General features: G+C 65.9%; 17 protein-coding genes. 8 read left to right on the top strand and 9 right to left on the bottom strand.

The features are described from left to right. Nucleotides 1-4 precede the first annotated feature (4 nt). From ACFTSF_RS36830 to ACFTSF_RS36845, 4 genes are read right to left on the bottom strand one after another with little or no spacing between them, the layout of a single operon-like run. Entirely contained in the window at nt 5-2,083 is a 2,079-nt protein-coding gene (locus ACFTSF_RS36830; RefSeq protein WP_380159678.1) for an NPCBM/NEW2 domain-containing protein, read from the bottom strand. A gap of 34 nt (nt 2,084-2,117) precedes the next feature. Beyond that, nucleotides 2,118-4,112 carry an alpha-galactosidase gene (locus ACFTSF_RS36835; protein ID WP_380159680.1) on the bottom strand — a complete coding sequence of 665 codons (1,995 nt, stop codon included), beginning with the start codon at nt 4,110-4,112 and terminating at the stop codon, nt 2,118-2,120. Further along, nucleotides 4,109-4,930: a carbohydrate ABC transporter permease gene (locus ACFTSF_RS36840; RefSeq protein WP_380159682.1), complete on the bottom strand. Its 822-nt coding sequence runs from the start codon at nt 4,928-4,930 to the stop codon at nt 4,109-4,111. Before ACFTSF_RS36840 ends, ACFTSF_RS36835 begins: the two co-directional genes overlap by 4 nt. After that, complete coding sequence (locus tag ACFTSF_RS36845; protein ID WP_380159684.1) at nt 4,927-5,874, bottom strand: carbohydrate ABC transporter permease; 948 nt, start codon at nt 5,872-5,874, stop codon at nt 4,927-4,929. Before ACFTSF_RS36845 ends, ACFTSF_RS36840 begins: the two co-directional genes overlap by 4 nt. Nucleotides 5,875-5,972: 98 nt before the next feature. Between ACFTSF_RS36845 and ACFTSF_RS36850 the strand changes: the two genes are divergently transcribed. Further along, nucleotides 5,973-7,178 (top strand): RNA-guided endonuclease InsQ/TnpB family protein, encoded by a 1,206-nt coding sequence (locus ACFTSF_RS36850; RefSeq protein WP_380159686.1) that lies wholly within the window; start codon nt 5,973-5,975, stop codon nt 7,176-7,178. Between the two features lie 37 nt (nt 7,179-7,215). On the opposite strand, the gene ACFTSF_RS36855 is transcribed toward ACFTSF_RS36850, so the two are convergent. Continuing rightward, nucleotides 7,216-8,505, bottom strand: a complete 1,290-nt coding sequence (locus tag ACFTSF_RS36855; RefSeq protein WP_344143945.1) for a substrate-binding domain-containing protein — start codon at nt 8,503-8,505, stop codon at nt 7,216-7,218. 234 nt (nt 8,506-8,739) lie between these two features. Between ACFTSF_RS36855 and ACFTSF_RS36860 the strand changes: the two genes are divergently transcribed. Genes ACFTSF_RS36860 through ACFTSF_RS36875 form a run of 4 tightly spaced genes read left to right on the top strand, consistent with a single transcriptional unit; the run spans nt 8,740 to nt 12,075 of the window. Beyond that, nucleotides 8,740-9,462, top strand: a complete 723-nt coding sequence (locus ACFTSF_RS36860) for an SDR family NAD(P)-dependent oxidoreductase (protein WP_380159688.1) — start codon at nt 8,740-8,742, stop codon at nt 9,460-9,462. Then, entirely contained in the window at nt 9,459-10,169 is a 711-nt protein-coding gene (locus ACFTSF_RS36865; protein ID WP_380159690.1) for a FadR/GntR family transcriptional regulator, read from the top strand. Before ACFTSF_RS36860 ends, ACFTSF_RS36865 begins: the two co-directional genes overlap by 4 nt. Beyond that, nucleotides 10,166-11,311: a galactonate dehydratase gene (gene dgoD, locus ACFTSF_RS36870; RefSeq protein ID WP_380159691.1), complete on the top strand. Its 1,146-nt coding sequence runs from the start codon at nt 10,166-10,168 to the stop codon at nt 11,309-11,311. Before ACFTSF_RS36865 ends, dgoD begins: the two co-directional genes overlap by 4 nt. Further along, nucleotides 11,305-12,075, top strand: a complete 771-nt coding sequence (locus tag ACFTSF_RS36875) for a hypothetical protein (protein ID WP_380159693.1) — start codon at nt 11,305-11,307, stop codon at nt 12,073-12,075. The genes dgoD and ACFTSF_RS36875 overlap by 7 nt, the downstream gene beginning before the upstream one ends. 2 nt (nt 12,076-12,077) lie before the next feature. Here the strand turns inward: ACFTSF_RS36875 and ACFTSF_RS36880 are convergent, their stop codons facing one another. Further along, nucleotides 12,078-13,880, bottom strand: coding sequence for an exo-alpha-sialidase (locus ACFTSF_RS36880; RefSeq protein WP_380159695.1), 1,803 nt, complete (start codon nt 13,878-13,880; stop codon nt 12,078-12,080). A gap of 122 nt (nt 13,881-14,002) precedes the next feature. On the opposite strand from ACFTSF_RS36880, the gene ACFTSF_RS36885 reads away from it, so the two are divergent. Continuing rightward, complete coding sequence (locus tag ACFTSF_RS36885) at nt 14,003-14,620, top strand: bifunctional 4-hydroxy-2-oxoglutarate aldolase/2-dehydro-3-deoxy-phosphogluconate aldolase (RefSeq protein ID WP_380159697.1); 618 nt, start codon at nt 14,003-14,005, stop codon at nt 14,618-14,620. A gap of 5 nt (nt 14,621-14,625) precedes the next feature. Then, on the top strand, nt 14,626-15,555 hold the full coding sequence (locus ACFTSF_RS36890) for a sugar kinase (RefSeq protein ID WP_380159699.1): 930 nt from the start codon (nt 14,626-14,628) through the stop codon (nt 15,553-15,555). 170 nt (nt 15,556-15,725) lie between these two features. Here the strand turns inward: ACFTSF_RS36890 and ACFTSF_RS36895 are convergent, their stop codons facing one another. Together ACFTSF_RS36895 and ACFTSF_RS36900 are read right to left on the bottom strand one after the other, a co-directional pair. Next, a complete protein-coding gene (locus ACFTSF_RS36895; protein ID WP_380159701.1) occupies nt 15,726-16,823 on the bottom strand; it encodes a serine hydrolase domain-containing protein in 1,098 nt (365 codons plus the stop codon). Continuing rightward, nucleotides 16,823-17,047: a DUF1398 family protein gene (locus ACFTSF_RS36900; RefSeq protein WP_380159703.1), complete on the bottom strand. Its 225-nt coding sequence runs from the start codon at nt 17,045-17,047 to the stop codon at nt 16,823-16,825. The genes ACFTSF_RS36895 and ACFTSF_RS36900 overlap by 1 nt, the downstream gene beginning before the upstream one ends. A gap of 176 nt (nt 17,048-17,223) precedes the next feature. Between ACFTSF_RS36900 and ACFTSF_RS36905 the strand changes: the two genes are divergently transcribed. After that, nucleotides 17,224-17,967, top strand: coding sequence for a poly-gamma-glutamate hydrolase family protein (locus ACFTSF_RS36905; protein WP_380159705.1), 744 nt, complete (start codon nt 17,224-17,226; stop codon nt 17,965-17,967). Here ACFTSF_RS36905 and ACFTSF_RS36910 read toward each other — a convergent pair. Next, nucleotides 17,960-18,475 carry a GNAT family N-acetyltransferase gene (locus ACFTSF_RS36910; protein WP_380159707.1) on the bottom strand — a complete coding sequence of 172 codons (516 nt, stop codon included), beginning with the start codon at nt 18,473-18,475 and terminating at the stop codon, nt 17,960-17,962. The two genes, ACFTSF_RS36905 and ACFTSF_RS36910, sit on opposite strands and share 8 nt — an antisense overlap. Nucleotides 18,476-18,490 lie beyond the last annotated feature (15 nt).

Here is an 18,490-nt window from a genome sequence, read left to right on the forward strand (position 1 = left end):
CGCGTCAGCAGGTAGCAGTCGGGGCTGCCCAGTCGGCGCGGTCGTTGTAGCCGCCGTCGCCGGCGTCGCCGACCACGAGGTCGAGGACGCGGACGTTGGTCAGATCGACATCGAACGGCTTCGGCGTGAACCGATCAACCACTCCACTGTCGAACAGCACCTTCCCGTCACCGACGACCTGGAATGTCGACGTACCGCCATCCGGCCCGACATTCCCCACGACATCGTCGATCCCGACCGTCCCGCTCAGTCGCGTACACGCCTTACCCAGGTAGTACCGAACCAGCGAAGGCGAAGCGACCCCGATACCAGTCGAGTACGTCGTCCCCGTCAGCTTGATCGGGTTCCCGCCACCGACACTCTCGTCGATGGTCGGCGACATCCAGCCGCTGGTCGCGGTGATCCACTGATGGTGCGACAGCGGCACGGTCCCATCCGGCGGTACCGGCGCAACCACGACCGGCGACAACGAGGTCGTCAGCCGCTGCACGCCGTACCCAACCGCCTCGTACGACGTAGTTGCCGTCAAGCTCGCCGTACCAGGCGCAGCATTCGCCGGCAGCTTCACCGTGAACCCGAACGTCGCTTGTTTGCCCCCAGCAATCAACACCGGCGCCGTCGTCAACGACTTCACCGTCCACCCGGTACCACCAGCAAGAGTCACGGCCGGCTTCAGCACCGGCAGCAGCCCATCGTTGCGAACAGCAACCTGCACGGTCAGTTCGTCGCCACCGGCAACCACCGGCGCCGCACCCTCAGGCTGGACATCCGTCCCGACCTTCGTCACCTGCGGAATCCCGGCCGTCACATGCGATGCACCCGGCACACCAACCGCCGACGAGACCCGGAAGAGCGCCGTACCGTGTGCCGGCACAGCTGCGCTGATCGTGCCCGCGCTCTCGGTGACCTTGTTCGTCCAAGCGTTCTTCAACGTGAACCGCGCCCCGCTCAGCCCGACCGCCTGCGCAGTCGTGGTCAACGTGCGAGCGCTGTCCCCTCGGTTCAGCAGCACCACCGCGCGCGAGCCGTCGGCCAACCGCTTCACCCAGGTCTCCGTCGTACCAGCAGCACCGACCCGAACCGCCTGCACTGCAGCCTTGTCCTGGTTGATCGCCAGTACGTCGGGATCGGTCAGCATCGAGATCGTGGTCGCGCTCAGCTTCCGCACGTCGCTACCCACGACCAGCGGCGCAGCGGCGACCGCCCACAGCGTGAGCTGGGAACGGAACTCCTCATCCGACATCCCAAGCTCCGGCGCCAGATAGTCCGGGTCGCTGAACGCACCCGGCTTCACGACCTCCGGGTGCCGCGCGTTCGCGTCGTAGTTCCGCAGCACGTCCTTGAACTTGATGTCGCCCTGGAAGCCGACATCGGTGTAGGTCCGCCAGGACTGCGCGATCCCCGGTGCGTACGACCACGAGTTGATCGACTGCTGCGACTCGGGGTAGTTGCCCCAGTCCGGCGAGGTCACCGGGTTGCACAGGTTGAAGATCATCGGCCGGTGGCTCGCGTTGTTCCGCAGCGCCTGGGCGAACTCGGTGAAGACCGTCTTCGGGTCCAGGTCCGCCGCGATCCCGCACAGGTAGTCGACCTTCACCGCGTCGAATCCCCACGCGGCGAACTGGTCGGCGTCACGCTGGTAGTAGCCGCCGCTGCCGAGCCCACACTTGCCAGGGATGTACGGACCGGCGTCGGTGTAGATGCCGGCCTTGAGTCCCTTGCTGTGGATGTAGTCGACCAGCGGCTTCAGCCCGTTCGGGAACTTCGCCGGGTTCGCGACCAGGTCACCGGCCGCGCTGCGCGACTGGTCGGCCTGCCAACCGCCGTCCAGCCAAACGATGTCGTAGCCGGCCTTGGCGAGCCCGCGGCTCACCAGCGAGTCGGCGACCGACTTGATGGTGTCCTCGGTGAAGTCGCCACCGAGACCGTAGTAGGTGTTCCAGCCCTGGTACGGCGTCGGGCTCAGGACCGGTGCTGTTGCCTGAGCCGCAACAGCCGTGGTCGTCGCAGTGGTCGCGAATGCGCCGGCCACCAGGGCCGCCGCGATCACTCCAGCTGAGAAACGAGCACAGAGTCGTTTCATTTCCTTCTTCCTTTGCTGCCGTTGAGCGGAACGGTCAGTCGAGTGCCTCGACGACCAGGCAGTGCGAGTCGGCGCCGTCATCGAAGGCGACGCCGACCTGCAGCAGGTAGCTGCCCGGGAGGATCTCGGATCCGACCCGGTAGTTCTTCGCCGGGTCGAGCCCGGCCAGTGGGACCCGCCGTACCCGGGTCGGCAAGGTGCCGCGCACGTTGCCGTCACCGGTTTCCCACCGAAACACCACGGACCTGTCGGCGCCGACGTACTGGACGCCGTCCGTCAATCCGTAGACCTTGCCGTCGACGACCAGGTCGCGGATGTCCTTGTACTGCTCGATATGCCGGGCCGCGGTCTTCAACTGGTCATCGGTCCAGCGGGACAGGTCCGCACCGATCCCCAGTACGCCGGCCATCGCGACATGGAAGCGGAAGTCGAGCGAACGCTCCCGGCCGTCGTGGGTACCTTCGGCATCGGTCACCCACGAACTCATCAGATGCGGCGCGAACCCGGTCCGGAAACCGTGCTGGATCCTGAGCCGATCCAGCGGGGCCGTGTTGTCACTCGGCCACAACGTGTCGACGCGTGCCGCCATCCCGAGATCGACCCGTGCACCACCACCGGCGCATCCTTCGACGAGCACGTCCGGGTGCTCGATGCGCAGCCGATCGAGGATCGCGTACAGGTTGGTCACCACTTGACCGTCGAGGTCGCGACGTTGATCACCACTGTCCAGACGTGGCCGGTTCGCGTCCCACTTCAAGTAGGTGATGTCATACGTTGACAACAGTTGATCAAGTGTTGACCACACAAAGGCAGTCACGTCATCACGGCTCAAGTCCAGTAACAACTGGTTCCGGATCAACACCGGTTCCCGGCCGGCAGTCCGCAGGATCCACTCCGGGTGCTCGGCGGCCAGCCGCGACCGTGGGTTGACCGACTCGGGCTCGACCCACAACCCGAAGTCGAGCCCGAGCTCCTTCAGCTCGCCGATGAACGTGTCGAGGCCTTGCGGGAACTTGACCGGATCCACCTCCCAGTCACCGAGCCCGCCCGCATCGTCGTTCCGGCCGATGAACCACCCGTCGTCGACCACGAACGTCTCGACGCCGATCCCAGCCGCCCGCCGGGCGAGTTCGAGCTGATGCTCGGCCCGGATGTCGAACTCGGTCGCGAACCACGAGTTGTACAACACCTTCGGCGTACGCCCCCTCGACCGCGCCCGCTCGTACTCGTGGAACACCCGAGCCAGCCCGTCCGCACCCTCAGCACTACAAGCCCCGACCGCCTTGGGCGAAGTCCACGTCTCCCCCGGCTCCAACTGCAGCCCCTGACTCGACGAGACCCGACCAGCCTGGATTCTGATGGTTCCAGTCGTGTCCGCATCCGCGGTCAGCTCCCAAGAACCACTCCAGGCCAGCTGCACGCCGTACGCCACATCCCCGTCGACCGACAGGAACGGCGAGTACGAGTGCCCGGTAATCCCTTGAGCACTGTTGACGGTAAACCGCCCCCGCTCCAGCGTGATCGCACCCTGCTGAAACTCGCTGTTCCACTCACCCCACAAGTACCTGACGGTGTTCCCACCAGGCACGACAAACCCCGCAGAGTCATGCCGATGCAACGTGAGCACCTCGTCACCGTCGTTGCGAACAGCAACCCACCGCTCCACCGCATCACCCTCGACCCTGTAGTTCAGCGTGAGCCGAACACGACGATTCGGGTCTGCGAAGTTCAGTTCCAGGCTGTCTTCTCCATCAACCCCATCCACGAACACCGGTCGGAGCTCGTCGACCCCATCGGGGCCGCTCACCACCAGGTCGACCGGGGCGGCGTACCTCACGCCGCGGACGGCGTACTCGAGGGGTTCCACGTCGGCTCGTGGGAGGAAGTGTTCGGTTCCCACCGGCGCGACTGTCGACGGACCGTCGGCTACCGCGTGCGGGCCCCAGGCAACTAGTTGGGCCCACTCGCCGTGCGCGGGGACACCGACAACGTACGAGGTGGTTGCTCCGCGCAACGTCCAGGTCTTCACTTGACGGCTCCGATCGCCAATCCACCGACGAAGTGCTTCTGGAACCGCAGGAACACCGCCACAGTCGGTACGGCGGCTATCACGGTGCCGGCAGCAATGACGTTCCACGATGACACGAACAGACCCTGCAGACCCAGCAACGCGGGCGTCACCGGCATCTTCTCGCCGGAGCGGATGACCGTGATCGACCACAACAGATCATTGAAGATCCACGTGAACGACAGTGCACCGAGCGCTGCCATCGCCGGTCGGGTCAACGGCAGGATCACGCTCGCGTAGATCTTCCCCGGACCGGCCCCGTCGATCGTCGCCGCCTCCTGGATCTCCCGCGGTAGATCCCGCATGAACCCATGCAGTACGAACGTGTAGAACCCGAGCCCGAACCCAACATGGACAGCGATCAATGCGATCAATGTGTCGTAGTACCCGATCAATTCCACGAAGCGCGAGATCGGGATCAACAGGATCTGCGGCGGCAGCAGGTTGCCCATCAACATCAGCAGCAACACCGTCCGCCGGAACGGGATGTTGTACCGCGCCAACCCGTACGCCGCGATCGACGCCAGCCCGAGACTCAGCAGGACCGCCGGAATCGTCACCAGTAAACTGTTGATCAATGCCCGGAACTCGTCGGCGTCCTCCCAAGCCTGCTGATAAGTCGACAAGGTGAACGAGTGCGGCAGCGATCCGAGCCCGTTCGCCGCGACATCGTCGAAGCTGCGGAACGAGATCACGATCACCCACAGGATCGGCGCGATCCACAGGAACGACACCAGCCCCATCGACAGGTGATACCCGGCCGTCTTCAGGCGATTCATGCCTCCTCCTTGAACGCGCGAATCAGGTAGCCGAGGATCACGGCCAGGGCGAGGATGAAGATCACCACGGCGATTGCCGACGCATAGCCGAGCTGCGTTGATTGGAATGCAGTCGAGTACATGTATGTACTGAGTAGCTCGGACGAGTGGTACGGGCCGCCCTTGGTCATCGACCAGACGATGTCGAAGGAGCGCAGGGAGTCGATCACGATCACCGACAGCACGACCGAGTTGACGCCCTTCAACTGCGGGATCGTCACGTACCGGGTCCGCTGCCAAGCCGACGCGCCATCAACCTTCGCCGCCTCATACAGCGCCGGATCAACAGCCTTCAGACCGGCCAGGTACAGCACCATGACATAGCCGATCTGACGCCACAGCGCCGGCAGGATCACGGCGTACAAGGCAGTGTCGGGATCAGCCAGCCACGGCCGGATGAAGTCGCCGAGACCGACCCCACGCAGGATCGAGTCGACCAGTCCGTCCGGCTGGTAGAACACGCGCCAGATCAGCGCGGTCACCACCAGCGAGAACACGACCGGAGTGAACAGAGCGGCCCGGTAGATCCCCACCCCACGGCGTTCCCGCTGCAACAGCAACGCCATCCCGAATCCACCGGCCACGCTCAGTCCACCGAACAGCACCAGCCAGATGGCTGTGTTCTTCAATGCCGTCCGGAAGATCGGATCCGACACCATGTCCCGGAAGTTGCCGAGCCCAACAAACGTCGGCGCCGACAACCCGTCCCACCGAGTCAACGCCAACCAGAACCCTTGCAGCGCCGGCCAGAACACCCACACCGCCTCGACCACGAACGGCACAAAGACGAACACCAGGATGAGCGGCGAAACCCGCCACGGTTTCTTCGTACGGCGATCGCCACCCCTGCCCGTCCCGGAGCCGGCGTGCGTCTCAGGCACCGCAGTCTCGATCACTGTCGACATCAGATAAGTCGTCGCAGAATGCCCTGGCCCACTGGGACAAGGGTGTGCTGCGACTGCCTCCCTTCGGAAACTGAGAATTGTCGGTGCCGTCTGCTGGGATGACAGATGTGTCCCGCTTCCGGCTGTACCCGACGTCTACGCAGCGAGCTGCGCTGCTTGAGCAGTGCGCGCATGCTCGGTATGTCTGGAACCTGGCTCTTGAGCAATGGTCCATGTGGACCCGGGACAGAGGCCCGGTGCCAGGTTTTGCAGAGCAGTGTCGGCAGCTGACTGAGGCTCGTGCAGAGTTCGCTTGGTTGCGGGCCGGATCGCAGACGGTGCAGCAGCAGGCGTTGCGCGACTTTGACCAGGCCGTGAAGAACTTCTTCGGAGGCACTCACCGGAGGCCGACGTGGCGAAAGGCTGGACGCCGGCTCGGCTTCCGCATCGTAGGTCAGCAAGCAGCTCGGGTAAAGAAGCTCAGCAGGAAGTGGGCTGCGGCAAACATCCCGAAGATCGGCTGGGTGCGATTCCGCCTGTCGCGTGCTGTCCCGGCCGCCAAGTCCTACCGAGTCACCTGTGACAGCGCGGGCAATTGGCACCTCGCCTTTGCGGTTGTCCCGCCACCGATTCCGGGGCCAGGAACAGGGCAAACTGTTGGAGTCGATCGGGGAGTGACCGTGGCGGCGGCGCTGTCCACTGGCGAACTGCTGTTCAGTCCCGCCTCGTCGGAGGCCTCGCAGGTACAGCGGAAGGATCTGCAACGCAGACTGTCTCGGAGCCGGCCCGGTTCCCGCCGCAGCCAAAAACTCAAGGCCTCCATAGCGAAGATCGATGAGCGTGCGAAGAACCGTCGCAAGGACTGGGTCGAGAAAACCAGCACTGACCTCGCGCGCCGCTTTGATCTCATCCGCGTCGAAGACCTGCGCGTCAGCCACATGGTGAGACGCCCTGGACCCAAGAAGGACCCCGATCGTCCTGGCAGTTTCCTGCCCAACAATCGACGCGCGAAGGCCGGGCTCCATCGCGGCATCCTCGCTAACGGCTGGGCGATGCTGGTGCAGCGCCTCGAGGACAAAGCTCCAGGACGGGTCCAGAAGGTTCCGGCCGCGTACACATCCCAGACCTGTAGTGCCTGCGGGCACTGCGCACCGGACAACCGCAAGAGCCAAGCGGTCTTCCAGTGCGCAGCGTGCGGGCATCAGGCCAACGCGGACGTGAACGCAGCTATCAACATCGCGGCCGGACGGGCCGTCAGTGCACGCAGAGAGACGCCAGTACGGGTCTCGCTGAAGCGTGAACCTCAACTCACTACCTCCGCGTAGTTGTTGAAATCCTCGTCCTCTTCGGACGGGGAGGACGTCAAGCCTTGAATACCTTCTCGGCCGCGGCTTGCCAGTCCTTGAGGATCTTGTCGATCTGGTCCGGCTTGTCGAGGAACTTGGTCAGCGCGGCGTCGGCCGTGGGCTGGAGGGCGTCGCTCGAGTCGCGGTTGAAGAACTGGGTGAGCTCGGCGGCGCTCTCGATCATCGCCTTACCCTTCTTCACCAGCGGGGTGTCCGCGGACTTGCCGTCCGGGTTCGCCGGGATCGCCGTACCGGAGGAGCTCTGGACGTAGATCTCCTGTGCCTCGGCCGTGGCCAGCCAGGTCATGAACTTCTTCACGCCCTCGGGGTCCTTGGCCTTCTTGGAGGCGAAGTAACCGTCGGTCGGCGCCTCTTCGGCGACCGGGACGGCCGGGTCGATGATCGGGAACTGGAAGAAGTCGATGTCGTCCAGGGCGTCCTTCGGTGCGGAGTCCGCGAAGAAGGTGCCGATCAGGAACATGCCGGTCTTACCGCCGAGCAGCGCGGAGGTCGCCTCCTGGAAGGGGAACGACTTGCCCTTCGGGTCGAAGTACGGCAGCGCTTCCTGCCACTTGGTGAAGACGGCCTTCACCTTCGGGTCGTCGAAGCGGCCGCGGCCGGCCAGCAGGTCGCGGTGGAACGGCGCTCCGTTGATCCGGATGTTCAGGTAGTCGAACCAGGCCGAGGCCACCCACGGGGTGTCGCCGAGCCCGATACCGATCGGCGGAACGCCCTTGCTCTGAATGGTTTTGCAGACCGCCAGGAACTCGTCCCAGGTCTTCGGTGGGGTGACACCCCACTTCTCGAAGTTCGACTTGCGGTAGAACATGCCCCACCAGTAGTAGCTAGTCGGCACGAAGATCTTCTCGCCGGAACTGCTCGTCGACAGCGTCTGCATCGCCTTCGGATAGTTGCCGAGGCCCTCCCACACACTCGACACGTCGAGCAGCAGGCCCTTCTTCGCATACGAGTCGGCGACCGATCCGGCGTACCAGGTGTAGACGTCCGGCGGGTTGGCCGAGGTCAGGTACGTCGGGAGCTGGGTCCGGTAGATCTCGGACGCGACGGTGTTGAGCTTGACCTGCGCCCCACCGGTCTTGTTGTACGCGGCAACCAACTTCTCCATCGCCCCTTTGGCCTGCTCGGCCGACAGGTTCGACTGCAGCGAGAGCTCACCAGTTGCCCCGCTGCTCGCCCCGCTGCCCGGGCTCGATGCCGTGGTCGCACATCCGGGGACCAGCGTGGCCGCGCCGAGCAGCCCGAGTCCCTTGAGGAAAGTACGCCGATCTGCTGCCAGACCCGTCATGCCTGAACTCCTGAGATCTGCTCGACCAGCGTGCCAGTCGAGGGAGTGGTGTGTTGCCGACGATCTTGCGGCGAGCGATCCCAGGTGTCAATATTAATTCGTAAATTACGAGGAAATAGCTTGACGTGATCGAGTGATCACGATCAACTGATGCCTCGTTCATCGTTGGAGCTGTAGTCCTTACGGGGGCAACGCCCACGTGCTTGGGTAGAGCTGACTTCGGAGGAGGCACGCGTGCGGCTGGCTGGGCGGGTGATCGTGGTGACCGGGGCCGCGTCGGGGATCGGCGCGGCGTGTGCCGAGCGTGCCCTGACCGAGGGCGCCTCGGTGGTGCAGGTCGACGTCCACCCGTCGAAGGAGGTGCCCGGCAAAGCGCTGAGCATCGTCGGTGACGTGACGTCGCCCGACACCTGGGCCGAGGTGGTGTCCCGCGGCCGCGACGAGCTCGGGCCGATCGACGGGTTCGTCAGCAACGCTTACGTCTCCGACGTGCGGCCGGCTCACGAGATGACGCCAGCCTCGTGGCAACGGCAGATCGATGTGAACCTCAGCGCCGCGTTCCTCGGGTTCCGCGCCCTGTACGACGACCTCGCGGCGAGCGACGGTTCCGTCGTACTGGTGTCGTCTGTGCACGCATTGGCCGGGATCCCGGGGCATGCGGCGTATGCGGCGAGCAAGGGCGCATTGGTGGCGCTCGCTCGCCAACTGGGTGTCGAGTGCGGCGGTTCGATCCGGGTGAACTCGGTGTTGCCGGGTCCGATCCAGACCGCGGCATGGGATCGATACGGGCCTGAGGATCTTGCTCGTAGCGCGAAAGCGACCGCGGCCGGGCGACTGGGGCAGCCCGACGAGGTGGCACAGGTGATTGCGTTCCTGCTGTCGGCGGAGGCGTCGTACGTCACCGCCGCGAGCATTGTGGTCGACGGCGGTTGGTCCGCTGTCAAGGACTCGGCATGAGGGAGAGCAGTGTGGCGGGAATTCAGCGGGGACTGCACGGGCAGATCGTGGAGGTGATGGCGCAGCGCATCCTGTCCGGGACGATCCCGGAGGGCGCGACCATCAACGTGCCCGATCTGCAGGCCGACCTCGGGGTCAGCCTGACGGCGGTCCGCGAGGCGCTGAAGGTGCTGACCGCCAAGGGACTGGTCGACGCGCGGCAGAAGCGCGGCACGTTCGTGCGGCCGCGGTCGGACTGGAACCTGCTCGACCCGGACATGATCCGCTGGCACTTCAGCGACTCGGACGTGCGGCCCGAGCTCCTCGAGGAGCTGCACGAGGTGCGCGGGATCGTCGAACCGGCGGCCGCGCGACTGGCCGCCGTACGGGCTCAGGACTCGCATCTTGAGGCACTGGATGCCGCGATGGCAGCGATGGAGTCGGCCACCGACGACCGCGCCACCGTGGCCGCGGACCTTGCCTTCCACCGAGCGTTGCTGGCGGCAACCGGTAACGAACTGCTGACCAAGATGGAAGTGATCATGGAGACCGGACTGGCCGACCGAGACCGACTGGTCCACAAGGTGAAGCCGTCGGACGACCCGGTCCACAGCCACCGCCGTGTGTTGGAAGCGATCCGGGCCCACGACCCGGTCGCTGCCGAGCAGGCGATGCGCGAACTGCTGGCCAAGGCCGCCGAGGACCTGCACGAGGTGCGGGGCTCATGAAGATCGAACGCATCGAGACGTTCTTGGTTCCACCACGCTGGCTGTTCTGCCGGATCGAGACCAGCGACGGCGTTGTCGGCTGGGGCGAGCCGGTGGTCGAGGGCCGCGCCGAAGTCGTCCGTACGGCGATCGAGGTGCTCTCTGAGTATTTGATCGGCCAGGACCCGCTGCAGATCGAGCGCCACTGGCAGATCCTCACCAAGGGCGGTTTCTACCGCGGCGGCCCAGTCCTGTCGAGCGCAGTCGCCGGGCTCGATCATGCGCTGTGGGACATCGCCGGCAAGGTGTACGGCGCTCCTGTGTCGTCCCTGCTCGGCGGTCGGGTCCGCGACCGGGCGCGCGTCTACGCCTGGGTCGGTGGTGATGAGCCGGCCGCCGTAGCCGACCAAGTTGCCGAACAGGTCGCGGCCGGCATGACCGCCGTCAAGATGAACGGCAGCGGCCGCATCTCCCCGTCCCCATCAGTTGCCGAGATCAACGACATCGTCGCCCGCCTCTCCGCAGCCCGTTCCGCACTGGGCGACACCCGAGACGTAGCCATCGACCTCCACGGCCGAGTCGGCGTCGCCGGCGCCCGCCGCATCCTGCGCGCAGTCGAAGACCTCCAACCGATGTTCGTCGAGGAACCAGTCCTCCCCGAACACATGCTCCACCTAGCCGACGTAGTCAGCAGCTCAACCGTCCCAGTGGCCCTAGGCGAACGCCTCTACCACCGCACCGACTTTGCAGGCCCTTTGAACGCCGGCATCGCAGTAGTCCAACCAGACGTCTCCCACGCCGGCGGCATCTCCGAGCTCCGCCGCATAGCCTCCCTGGCCGACACCCACGGCGCCATGCTCGCCCCCCACTGCCCCCTGGGCCCCATCTCGCTGGCCGCCAGCCTCCAGGTCTCCTTCGCCACCCCCAACTTCCTCATCCAGGAACAAAGCCGAGGCATCCACTACAACGTCACCAACGACCTGACCTCGTACGTGGTCGACCCCACCCCCTTCACCTGGATCAACGGTCACGCCGAATACAACCCCCTCCCCGGCCTAGGCATCACCGTCGACGAAGCAGCGGTCCGAGCCGCCGACAAAACCGGCCACACCTGGCGCAACCCCCTCTGGACCCAAGAAGACGGCACCTTCGCCGAATGGTGACGATCGATGCAGCCGATGGCGGTCGGTGGACTTCATTGTGGTTGGCCAACCGTGAATGGTTGTGGGCCGGGCCCGGTCTGCTCGACGGGGCGCGCACGGGGCACACCACGTTCACCGACGCAGGCGGCCTCGACGAATGCTTTCCAACCGTCCGCGGCACTCCTGACCACGGTGGACTGTGGAACCAGCCGTGGTCGGACTCGGTTGCCTACGACAACACCGTCCTCACCCGCGCATTCACCACAAGCGCGGACAGTGTCACGGTCGACTACCACCTGACGGCACCACCCGGTTATGAGTTCGTCTGGGCGGCTCATGCGTTGCTGGATTGTGCGGTGGGTGCCACGATCTCCGCGGAGGCGGGTGAATGCCGCCTCTACCCCGAGGCTGCTCCGCTGCTCGGCGGTTGGCCGGCTGACAAGCCTTGGGCGTCCGCCGAATGGCCGGCTCTTGGGCTTGATATCTACGGACCATCGGACGGTACGGCGGTTGGTGCGGTGCTGGTTGATTGTGCGACGGCAACCGTTCGCGACCGGGGTACCGCGCTGACCACGAACCTCAGTTGCCCAGGGCAACCAGTTTCGACCGCGCTCTGGCGGAACCTGGCCGGCTTTCCGGAGGGAGCGCCGTACCGGAGTCTTGGCGTTGAACCGATGCTCGGTCGCGTCTTCGACCTCGCCGAAGCGGGCCCCGGCGACGCGGCCGTCGTACCGGCTAGTGGTGAGCTGGCCTGGCGGCTGACCTTCTCCGCCAGGCCAACCTGATGTCAGCCGAGCGGCAGATCCAGTACGACGTTCGGGACCGTCGTGCTGTTGCTCGTGCGGATGCTGCCGATCTCGGCCGCGGTCAGCGCCCGCTTGTAGAGCCGGACCTCATCCAACGAACCGTTGAAGTGATGAGCACCGTCGATCCGCTGTCCGACGAACATCTTGAACGGCCGCCCCGGACTGACCGAACCAGCGGGCGAAGCAACAGACGCGACCGACGCACCATCAACCCAGATCGCCAACGTCCCGGCCTTCCGCTGCAATGCAACGTGATGCCAGGCATTGTCGTTGTAGGCCTTGGTAGTCGCCACGACCGCAGTCTTCCCACCAGTGGTGATCAACCCACGGATCCGACTGTCCCCCGGCTCAGCCCGCAGCCAGAACTGCGAGTACTCGTTGATGTTGTAACCCCAGAAGATCGCGTGATTCCCGGTCGTCGCGTTGTACTTGACCCACGTCATCGCCGTGAAATCACCCGCACCGACAGCGAGCGACTCAGCGAACGGCAACTGGATCGCATCGTCGGTCCCATCAAGATCCCGCGCCTGACCGAACTTGCCCGCGACCGACGTCGTACCGCCGCGCAGGTAGCTGTGGTTACCCAGCCCGGACACGTCCGGGGTCGTCGTCCCGAGCGGCGCATCCGGGTGGCCGATGTCGTTCTCGGGGAACCGCGCGAACCGGATCTGATCCCGCGCGTCGACCGCCCCAGCCTCGTACAGCAGCCCGATCTCACCGGTATCAAGGATCGCCATGTCCGAGTACCCGGACCAGTCGCTGGTGATTCGGGTGCCCTCAGCAACAGACTGCCAAGTGTTCCCCTCGTCGAAACTCGACCGGATCGTCATGTACCGCCGCCGATCCGGGTCAGCAGGCCCGGCGAACAGGATCCGGTTGTACTTGGCCCCCTCATCAACCGCCCGCAACCGCTGCACCGAAGTCTGCACAGTCGGCGTCACCAGCCCATCGACAGTCTTGTACGGCGCCGTGTAGGTGACGCCGCCATCGTTGCTGACCGCGGTCATCCGGTTGGCGCCAGCCGCACCAGCGTTGTTCCGGGCCATCGCGAGCACACCGCCGTCAACCTTCTCGACGACGCTGATCTCCTGCGGCACCTGTCCGTCGGTCCGCAGATCCGTCGCACCCTTGTGCCACGTGTCGCCCTTGTCGTCGCTGTAGACGAGCTGGGCCGCGCTCTGCCCGTCGACGTCGTAGTTCGTCCCGGCGACCATCCGGCCGGCGTGCGCACCACGCGTCAGCTGGATGCCGTGCATCGGCCCGGTCGCGTACCAGCTCCACTCCGGGTCGTCGATCTGTGCACCGATATTGGTCGCCTTGCTCCACGTGTATCCGTCGTCAACGCTGCTCTGCACGTACGGCGTCCGCGGGCGACTCGTCGTACCGGGATCCATGGTGGTCAGCAGCACGATCTTGCCGGTCTCCTGGTCGACGATCGGGACCGGGTTGCCGCGGGTGGCGACCGCGTTCGGATCCGCATCGGTCCCGGACAGGACGGTCTTGGCCTCCGACCAGGTCCGGCCGTCGTCGTCCGACCGCTTCACGACCAGGTCGATCTCCTGCGAGTCACCGCACCAGGCGCGCCGAGCCTCGGCGAAGGCGAGCAGCGCACCCGTCTTGGTCTTCACAATGGCGGGGATGCGGTAGCAGCCGTAGCCGGCATCCCCCTTGTTGAACAGCACGGTCTGCGTGATCGCAGCGGGCTGATTGTCGGCCTCGGCGTACATCGGCACAGTCGGCAGCAGCAGACTGAGCGCGATGAGCAGTGGAAGGCGTTTGGGCATGGGCGGATGCCTCCAAATGAACGGAAAGTAAACAACCTCACAGGTTGTTCTCGCAGTAATTTAGCTTCTTTCAGCGTTCCGAACCAGAGTACATCAGACGTCCTATGTCTTCAGGAGTCACCATGGATCTGCTAGCCGAACTCCGCGACCGCACCATCCTCGCGATCATCCGCGCCGACTCCCCCGAGCGTGCCGTCGCCTGCGTCGACACCCTCGTCGAAGCCGGCATCACCGCCCTCGAGATCTCCCTCACCACCCCCGGCGCGGTTCAGGCTATCCGGCAGGCCCGAGCCGCCCACAACCCGACCATCCTGATCGGCGCCGGTACCGTCCTCACCCCCGCCCAGGCCGACGAGGTAGCCGCCGCCGGCGCCACCTTCGTCGTCACCCCCGGCATCACCCAAGGCGCCCGCCGCGCCGTCGACCTCGGCCTCCCGCTGCTCTGCGGCGCTCTCACTCCCACCGAGGTGATCGCGGCCCTCGACCTGGGCGCCACCGCCGTCAAGATCTTCCCCGCCAAGGTCCACGGCCCCTCCTACCTCCGCGAACTCGCCGCTCCCCTCCCGCACGCCCCACTCATCGCGGTGGGCGGCATCGATGCGAAGTCTGCGCCCGAATACCTCGCCGCCGGAGCTCTCGCCGTCGGTGTCGGTTCCCCCTTGCTGGGCGATGCTGGGACCGGCGGTTCCCTCGCGGACCTCGCCGACCGCGCCAAGGCCTTCCTCAACATCTCGGAGTAAATGCGATGACCGACCTGCTCACGATCGGCGAGACGATGGTCTCGCTGCGCACTCCCCGCGCCATGCGGCTCGGCGGCGACGCGCACCTGTCCATCGCCGGTTCCGAAACGAACGTCGCGATCGGCGTCGCCCGCCTCGGTCACACCGCGACCTGGTTAGGTGCTGTCGGCAACGACGAACCGGGTCGGCTGATCCAGCGCACGCTACGCGCCGAGGGCGTCGACACTGGTTGGATCCGCTTCTCCGACACGGATTTCACCGGTTTCATCGCCTTCGACCAGCCGTCGCACGACATCACCCGCGTCAGCTACCACCGCCGCGGTTCCGCCGGTTCCACCCTCACCGCCTCCGAATGCATCACCGCACTGGAAGGGGTCCAGCCGCGACTCCTCCATGTCACCGGCATCACGCCCGCGCTCTCCGAGACCACTCGCGCCGCGACATTGGCCGTCGTACAGGCTGCTGCGGCGGCCGGCGTACAGGTCTCGCTGGATGTGAACTACCGAGCCCGCCTCTGGTCCCGCGCAGAAGCCGAGGCCCTCCGCGAGCTCCTCCCCCACATCCACACCGTCTTCGCGTCCGACGACGAACTCGACATCCTCACCAGCGCCGAGGACCCCATCGCCGACCTCCTCAGCACCGCGACCGAGGTTGTAGTCACCGCCGGCGGCAAAGGCGCCTGGTCCCACACCGCATCCGGCACCCTCCACAGCTCAGCCTTGCCTGTCACCGTCGTCGACAGCATCGGCGCCGGCGACGCCTTCGTCTCCGGCTACCTCTCCGCCACCCTCGACAACCTGGCCCCCGAAGACCGCCTGACCCGAGCCACCACCTCAGGCGCCTTCTGCGTCACCGCCCTCGGCGACTGGGAATCCCTCCCCACCCGCCAAGACCTGACCCTCCTAACCCACACCCAAGGCACCGCCCTCCGCTAACCCCGGACCGCCACCACCGTCCAACCCACGCTCACCACCAGTCCACCCACAACAGTTGGTGCGTGATGGGAGCCCGGACCTGAACACCATCACAACTGCTCCTCACGCCCCCAGCCCACGCTCAACCCAAGCCGCAACCTCCATTTGTGATGGCCCCCGGGTCCGCCCCTCTACCTCGAGGCCCATGCCCCGACCGTGTCCACGAACGTGGCAACCGTTGCTGGTGACGGTGGCAGGACCTGGGTCATCAGTACGGCGCCGATGCCGGCCGCGGGGTACGAGTACCAGAGGGTGCCCAGACCACCGCCCCATCCGTACCGCCGTCCGACGACCTGCACGCCGTACCCCCAGCCGCCGCCGTCCAGGAAGATCTGCGCCGACGCCCCGGCGCGCTGTTCCGCAGTCAGCTGATCGGAGACCATCGCCGCCGCGAGATCCGGTCGCAGCAGCTCGCCATTCAACAGCGCGGCCACGAACCGAAGGTAGTCACCAGCAGTCGAGACCAGCCCACCAGCAGCGTCCGGGAACACCGGTGGCGTCAACCAATCACTGGTCGCCGCCTCGTCAAACAACTCAGAACCCGCGAAAGCACGCACGAGCCGATTCCGCGCATGCGAAGGCACCACAAACCCCGAGTCATGCATCCCCAGCGGCTCGAACAACCGCCGCCGGAACAGCTCCGGCAACGCGACCCCACTCGCCCGCCAGAGCAGGACCCCGAGTACGCCGTACGCCAACTCGTACCGCCAATGCCGCCCCGGCTGTTCCATCAGCGGCAACTCACCGAACCGCGCGATCCACCGATCCGGATCAAGCGTCACCGAAGAAGGCTTAGGCGGTCCGAACCCCAACTCACCAGCCGCCTCAAGCACCGGACACGACTCCACCTCAAAGGCGAATCCGAACCCCAACCGCATCGTCAACAGGTCCTCGACAGTCGGCGACTGCTCCGCCGGCACCGTGTCATCGCGAGGACCGTCGAGCCGCCGTACGACGCGCTGCCCGGCAAGCTCCGGCAACCACCGCTCGATCGGATCCTGCAACCCCAACACACCAGTCTCAACCAGCTGCAACGTCAGCACCGCAGCCAACGGCTTGGTCATCGAGCTGATCCGAAACACCGCATCGGACGCCAACTCGGCTCCGCCCGGCCCGTCAGTCCCAGCCGCAACCACCCACTGCGAGCGACCATCCGTGAGCCCGACAACCGCGCCCGGCACCTCGCCGGACGCAACCACCCGATCCGCCAACCCCTGCAGGTCGGCCACTAGATCTGCTCCGACAACAGCACGTTCCCCGCCCGGTCGTAGTACGCGATCGTCAACGCCCCAGTGTCGAAGATCCACTTCTCCACGCCAGCCTCGGCCAGCCCCCGCGACATCTCGACGTACGACGTCACCCCCGTCTCGTGCAAACGCAGCTGCTCAGCCATCGCGTCCTTGTCAGCCTCAGCCGCCACCGTGAACACCGCATGCGTCGGCTCAGTCGCCATCTCGTACCTGTCCGCAAACCTCGTTGGTCTGTGCCAAGGTGAACATGCCCCAGTCTCACATCGCGACACGCCGGGTGGCGAGGACCGGAGTACCGGATCGACCGCAGAGTAGGTGGATGCGCAGCTCACGGCGGGGCTTTCTGGGGATGGCTGTAGTCGCAGCCGCGGGTTCACGAATGCTGACGGCATCGGCGGTCGCGGACAGATATCCGTCCAACACCGCCCTGTACGCCGACCCCGAACTGGCCGAGGGCGTCGACTACGCGCGGCGGTTCCGCCGGCATGAGTGGTTCGACAACGACCTCACCCAGCGGTACGGCGTACAGCGGACGGTGATCCTGGCTCCGCACGGCGGCGGCATCGAGACCGGTACGTCGGAGCTGTGTCTGGCGATCGCGGGTTACCACCCCGCCGACCTGGCGACCAGCGGACCGGTGCACGACTACTGGATGTTCGAGGGCCTCCGCGGCTCCGGCAACGGCGACCTGCATGTCACGTCCGCGCACTGCGACGACCACGTCGCGCGTTCGCTGGCAGCCGGTTCGCTGAACGCCATCGGCCTGCACGGCTGCAAGGAATCCCAGGCCGGACTCCCCGACGGTACGCAGGCCGTCCTCGTCGGCGGCCGCAACACCACGCTCAAGTCGCGGCTCATCACGAGATTCACCGCGGCCGGCGTACGGGCAATCGATGCGGCCAACGTCCCCGATCTGAACGGCGACGACCCGGACAACATCGCCAACCGCACGCTGCTCGGCAAAGGCGCGCAGCTCGAAATCACCACGCCCTTGCGGTTGGCCATGTTCGGCACCAACACCCGCGCCGACCGCAAGAACACCACGCTGCGGATCTTCTGGTCCTTCACCAACGCCACCCGAGCCGCCATCGCCGACGTCGAGGCGACGCAACCGATCACTTGACGGGCAGCTCGAAGAGCAGCTCCAGCCCGTCTTCGTCGTCCCACTGGTCGCCGACCTGCACGAAGCCGAACTTCGCCACCGTCGCCAGCGACGCGACGTTGCCCGGACTGATCGACGCCCTCACCACCCGTACGGCGGGCTCGTCCGCAGCGCGATCGAGCAGCGCCTGGAGCATCGCGGTCGCGTACCCCTGTCGCTGGTACGCGGGATCGACCGTGTACCCGACCTCCACCATGCCGACCTCATCCGGCGGCCCGTGATAGCCGGTGTACCCGACCACCGCGCCCTCCGGCTCATTGACGACTATCCGCGCAATCCAGTCCGCAGCCTCCGGCTCGGTCTCGAGCTGCTTCAACCGGTAGCCCCACAGCCACTTCGCCCGGTCCTCGACGAACAACTCCCCGAGCTCAACCCCGGTCAACGCCCCGGCAGTTTCCAGATCACCCTCGAGCAGGGCCGCCATCGCCGGCGGCGGCAACTCCACCAACCGAATCTTCTGAGTCACCATGCGCCGATCATCCGG

The sequence above is a fragment of the Kribbella sp. NPDC056951 genome, from assembly GCF_042674205.1.
Taxonomy (GTDB): domain Bacteria; phylum Actinomycetota; class Actinomycetes; order Propionibacteriales; family Kribbellaceae; genus Kribbella; species Kribbella yunnanensis.

Coding starts and splice junctions, on each gene's coding strand:
- ACFTSF_RS36830 (WP_380159678.1), bottom strand. CDS start 2,083: ATGAAACGACTCTGTGCTCGTTTCTCAGCTGGAGTGATCGCGGCGGCC.
- ACFTSF_RS36840 (WP_380159682.1), bottom strand. CDS start 4,930: ATGAATCGCCTGAAGACGGCCGGGTATCACCTGTCGATGGGGCTGGTG.
- ACFTSF_RS36845 (WP_380159684.1), bottom strand. CDS start 5,874: ATGTCGACAGTGATCGAGACTGCGGTGCCTGAGACGCACGCCGGCTCC.
- ACFTSF_RS36850 (WP_380159686.1), top strand. CDS start 5,973: ATGACAGATGTGTCCCGCTTCCGGCTGTACCCGACGTCTACGCAGCGA.
- ACFTSF_RS36855 (WP_344143945.1), bottom strand. CDS start 8,505: ATGACGGGTCTGGCAGCAGATCGGCGTACTTTCCTCAAGGGACTCGGG.
- ACFTSF_RS36865 (WP_380159690.1), top strand. CDS start 9,459: ATGAGGGAGAGCAGTGTGGCGGGAATTCAGCGGGGACTGCACGGGCAG.
- dgoD (WP_380159691.1), top strand. CDS start 10,166: ATGAAGATCGAACGCATCGAGACGTTCTTGGTTCCACCACGCTGGCTG.
- ACFTSF_RS36875 (WP_380159693.1), top strand. CDS start 11,305: ATGGTGACGATCGATGCAGCCGATGGCGGTCGGTGGACTTCATTGTGG.
- ACFTSF_RS36880 (WP_380159695.1), bottom strand. CDS start 13,880: ATGCCCAAACGCCTTCCACTGCTCATCGCGCTCAGTCTGCTGCTGCCG.
- ACFTSF_RS36885 (WP_380159697.1), top strand. CDS start 14,003: ATGGATCTGCTAGCCGAACTCCGCGACCGCACCATCCTCGCGATCATC.
- ACFTSF_RS36890 (WP_380159699.1), top strand. CDS start 14,626: ATGACCGACCTGCTCACGATCGGCGAGACGATGGTCTCGCTGCGCACT.
- ACFTSF_RS36900 (WP_380159703.1), bottom strand. CDS start 17,047: ATGGCGACTGAGCCGACGCATGCGGTGTTCACGGTGGCGGCTGAGGCT.
- ACFTSF_RS36905 (WP_380159705.1), top strand. CDS start 17,224: ATGCTGACGGCATCGGCGGTCGCGGACAGATATCCGTCCAACACCGCC.
- ACFTSF_RS36910 (WP_380159707.1), bottom strand. CDS start 18,475: ATGGTGACTCAGAAGATTCGGTTGGTGGAGTTGCCGCCGCCGGCGATG.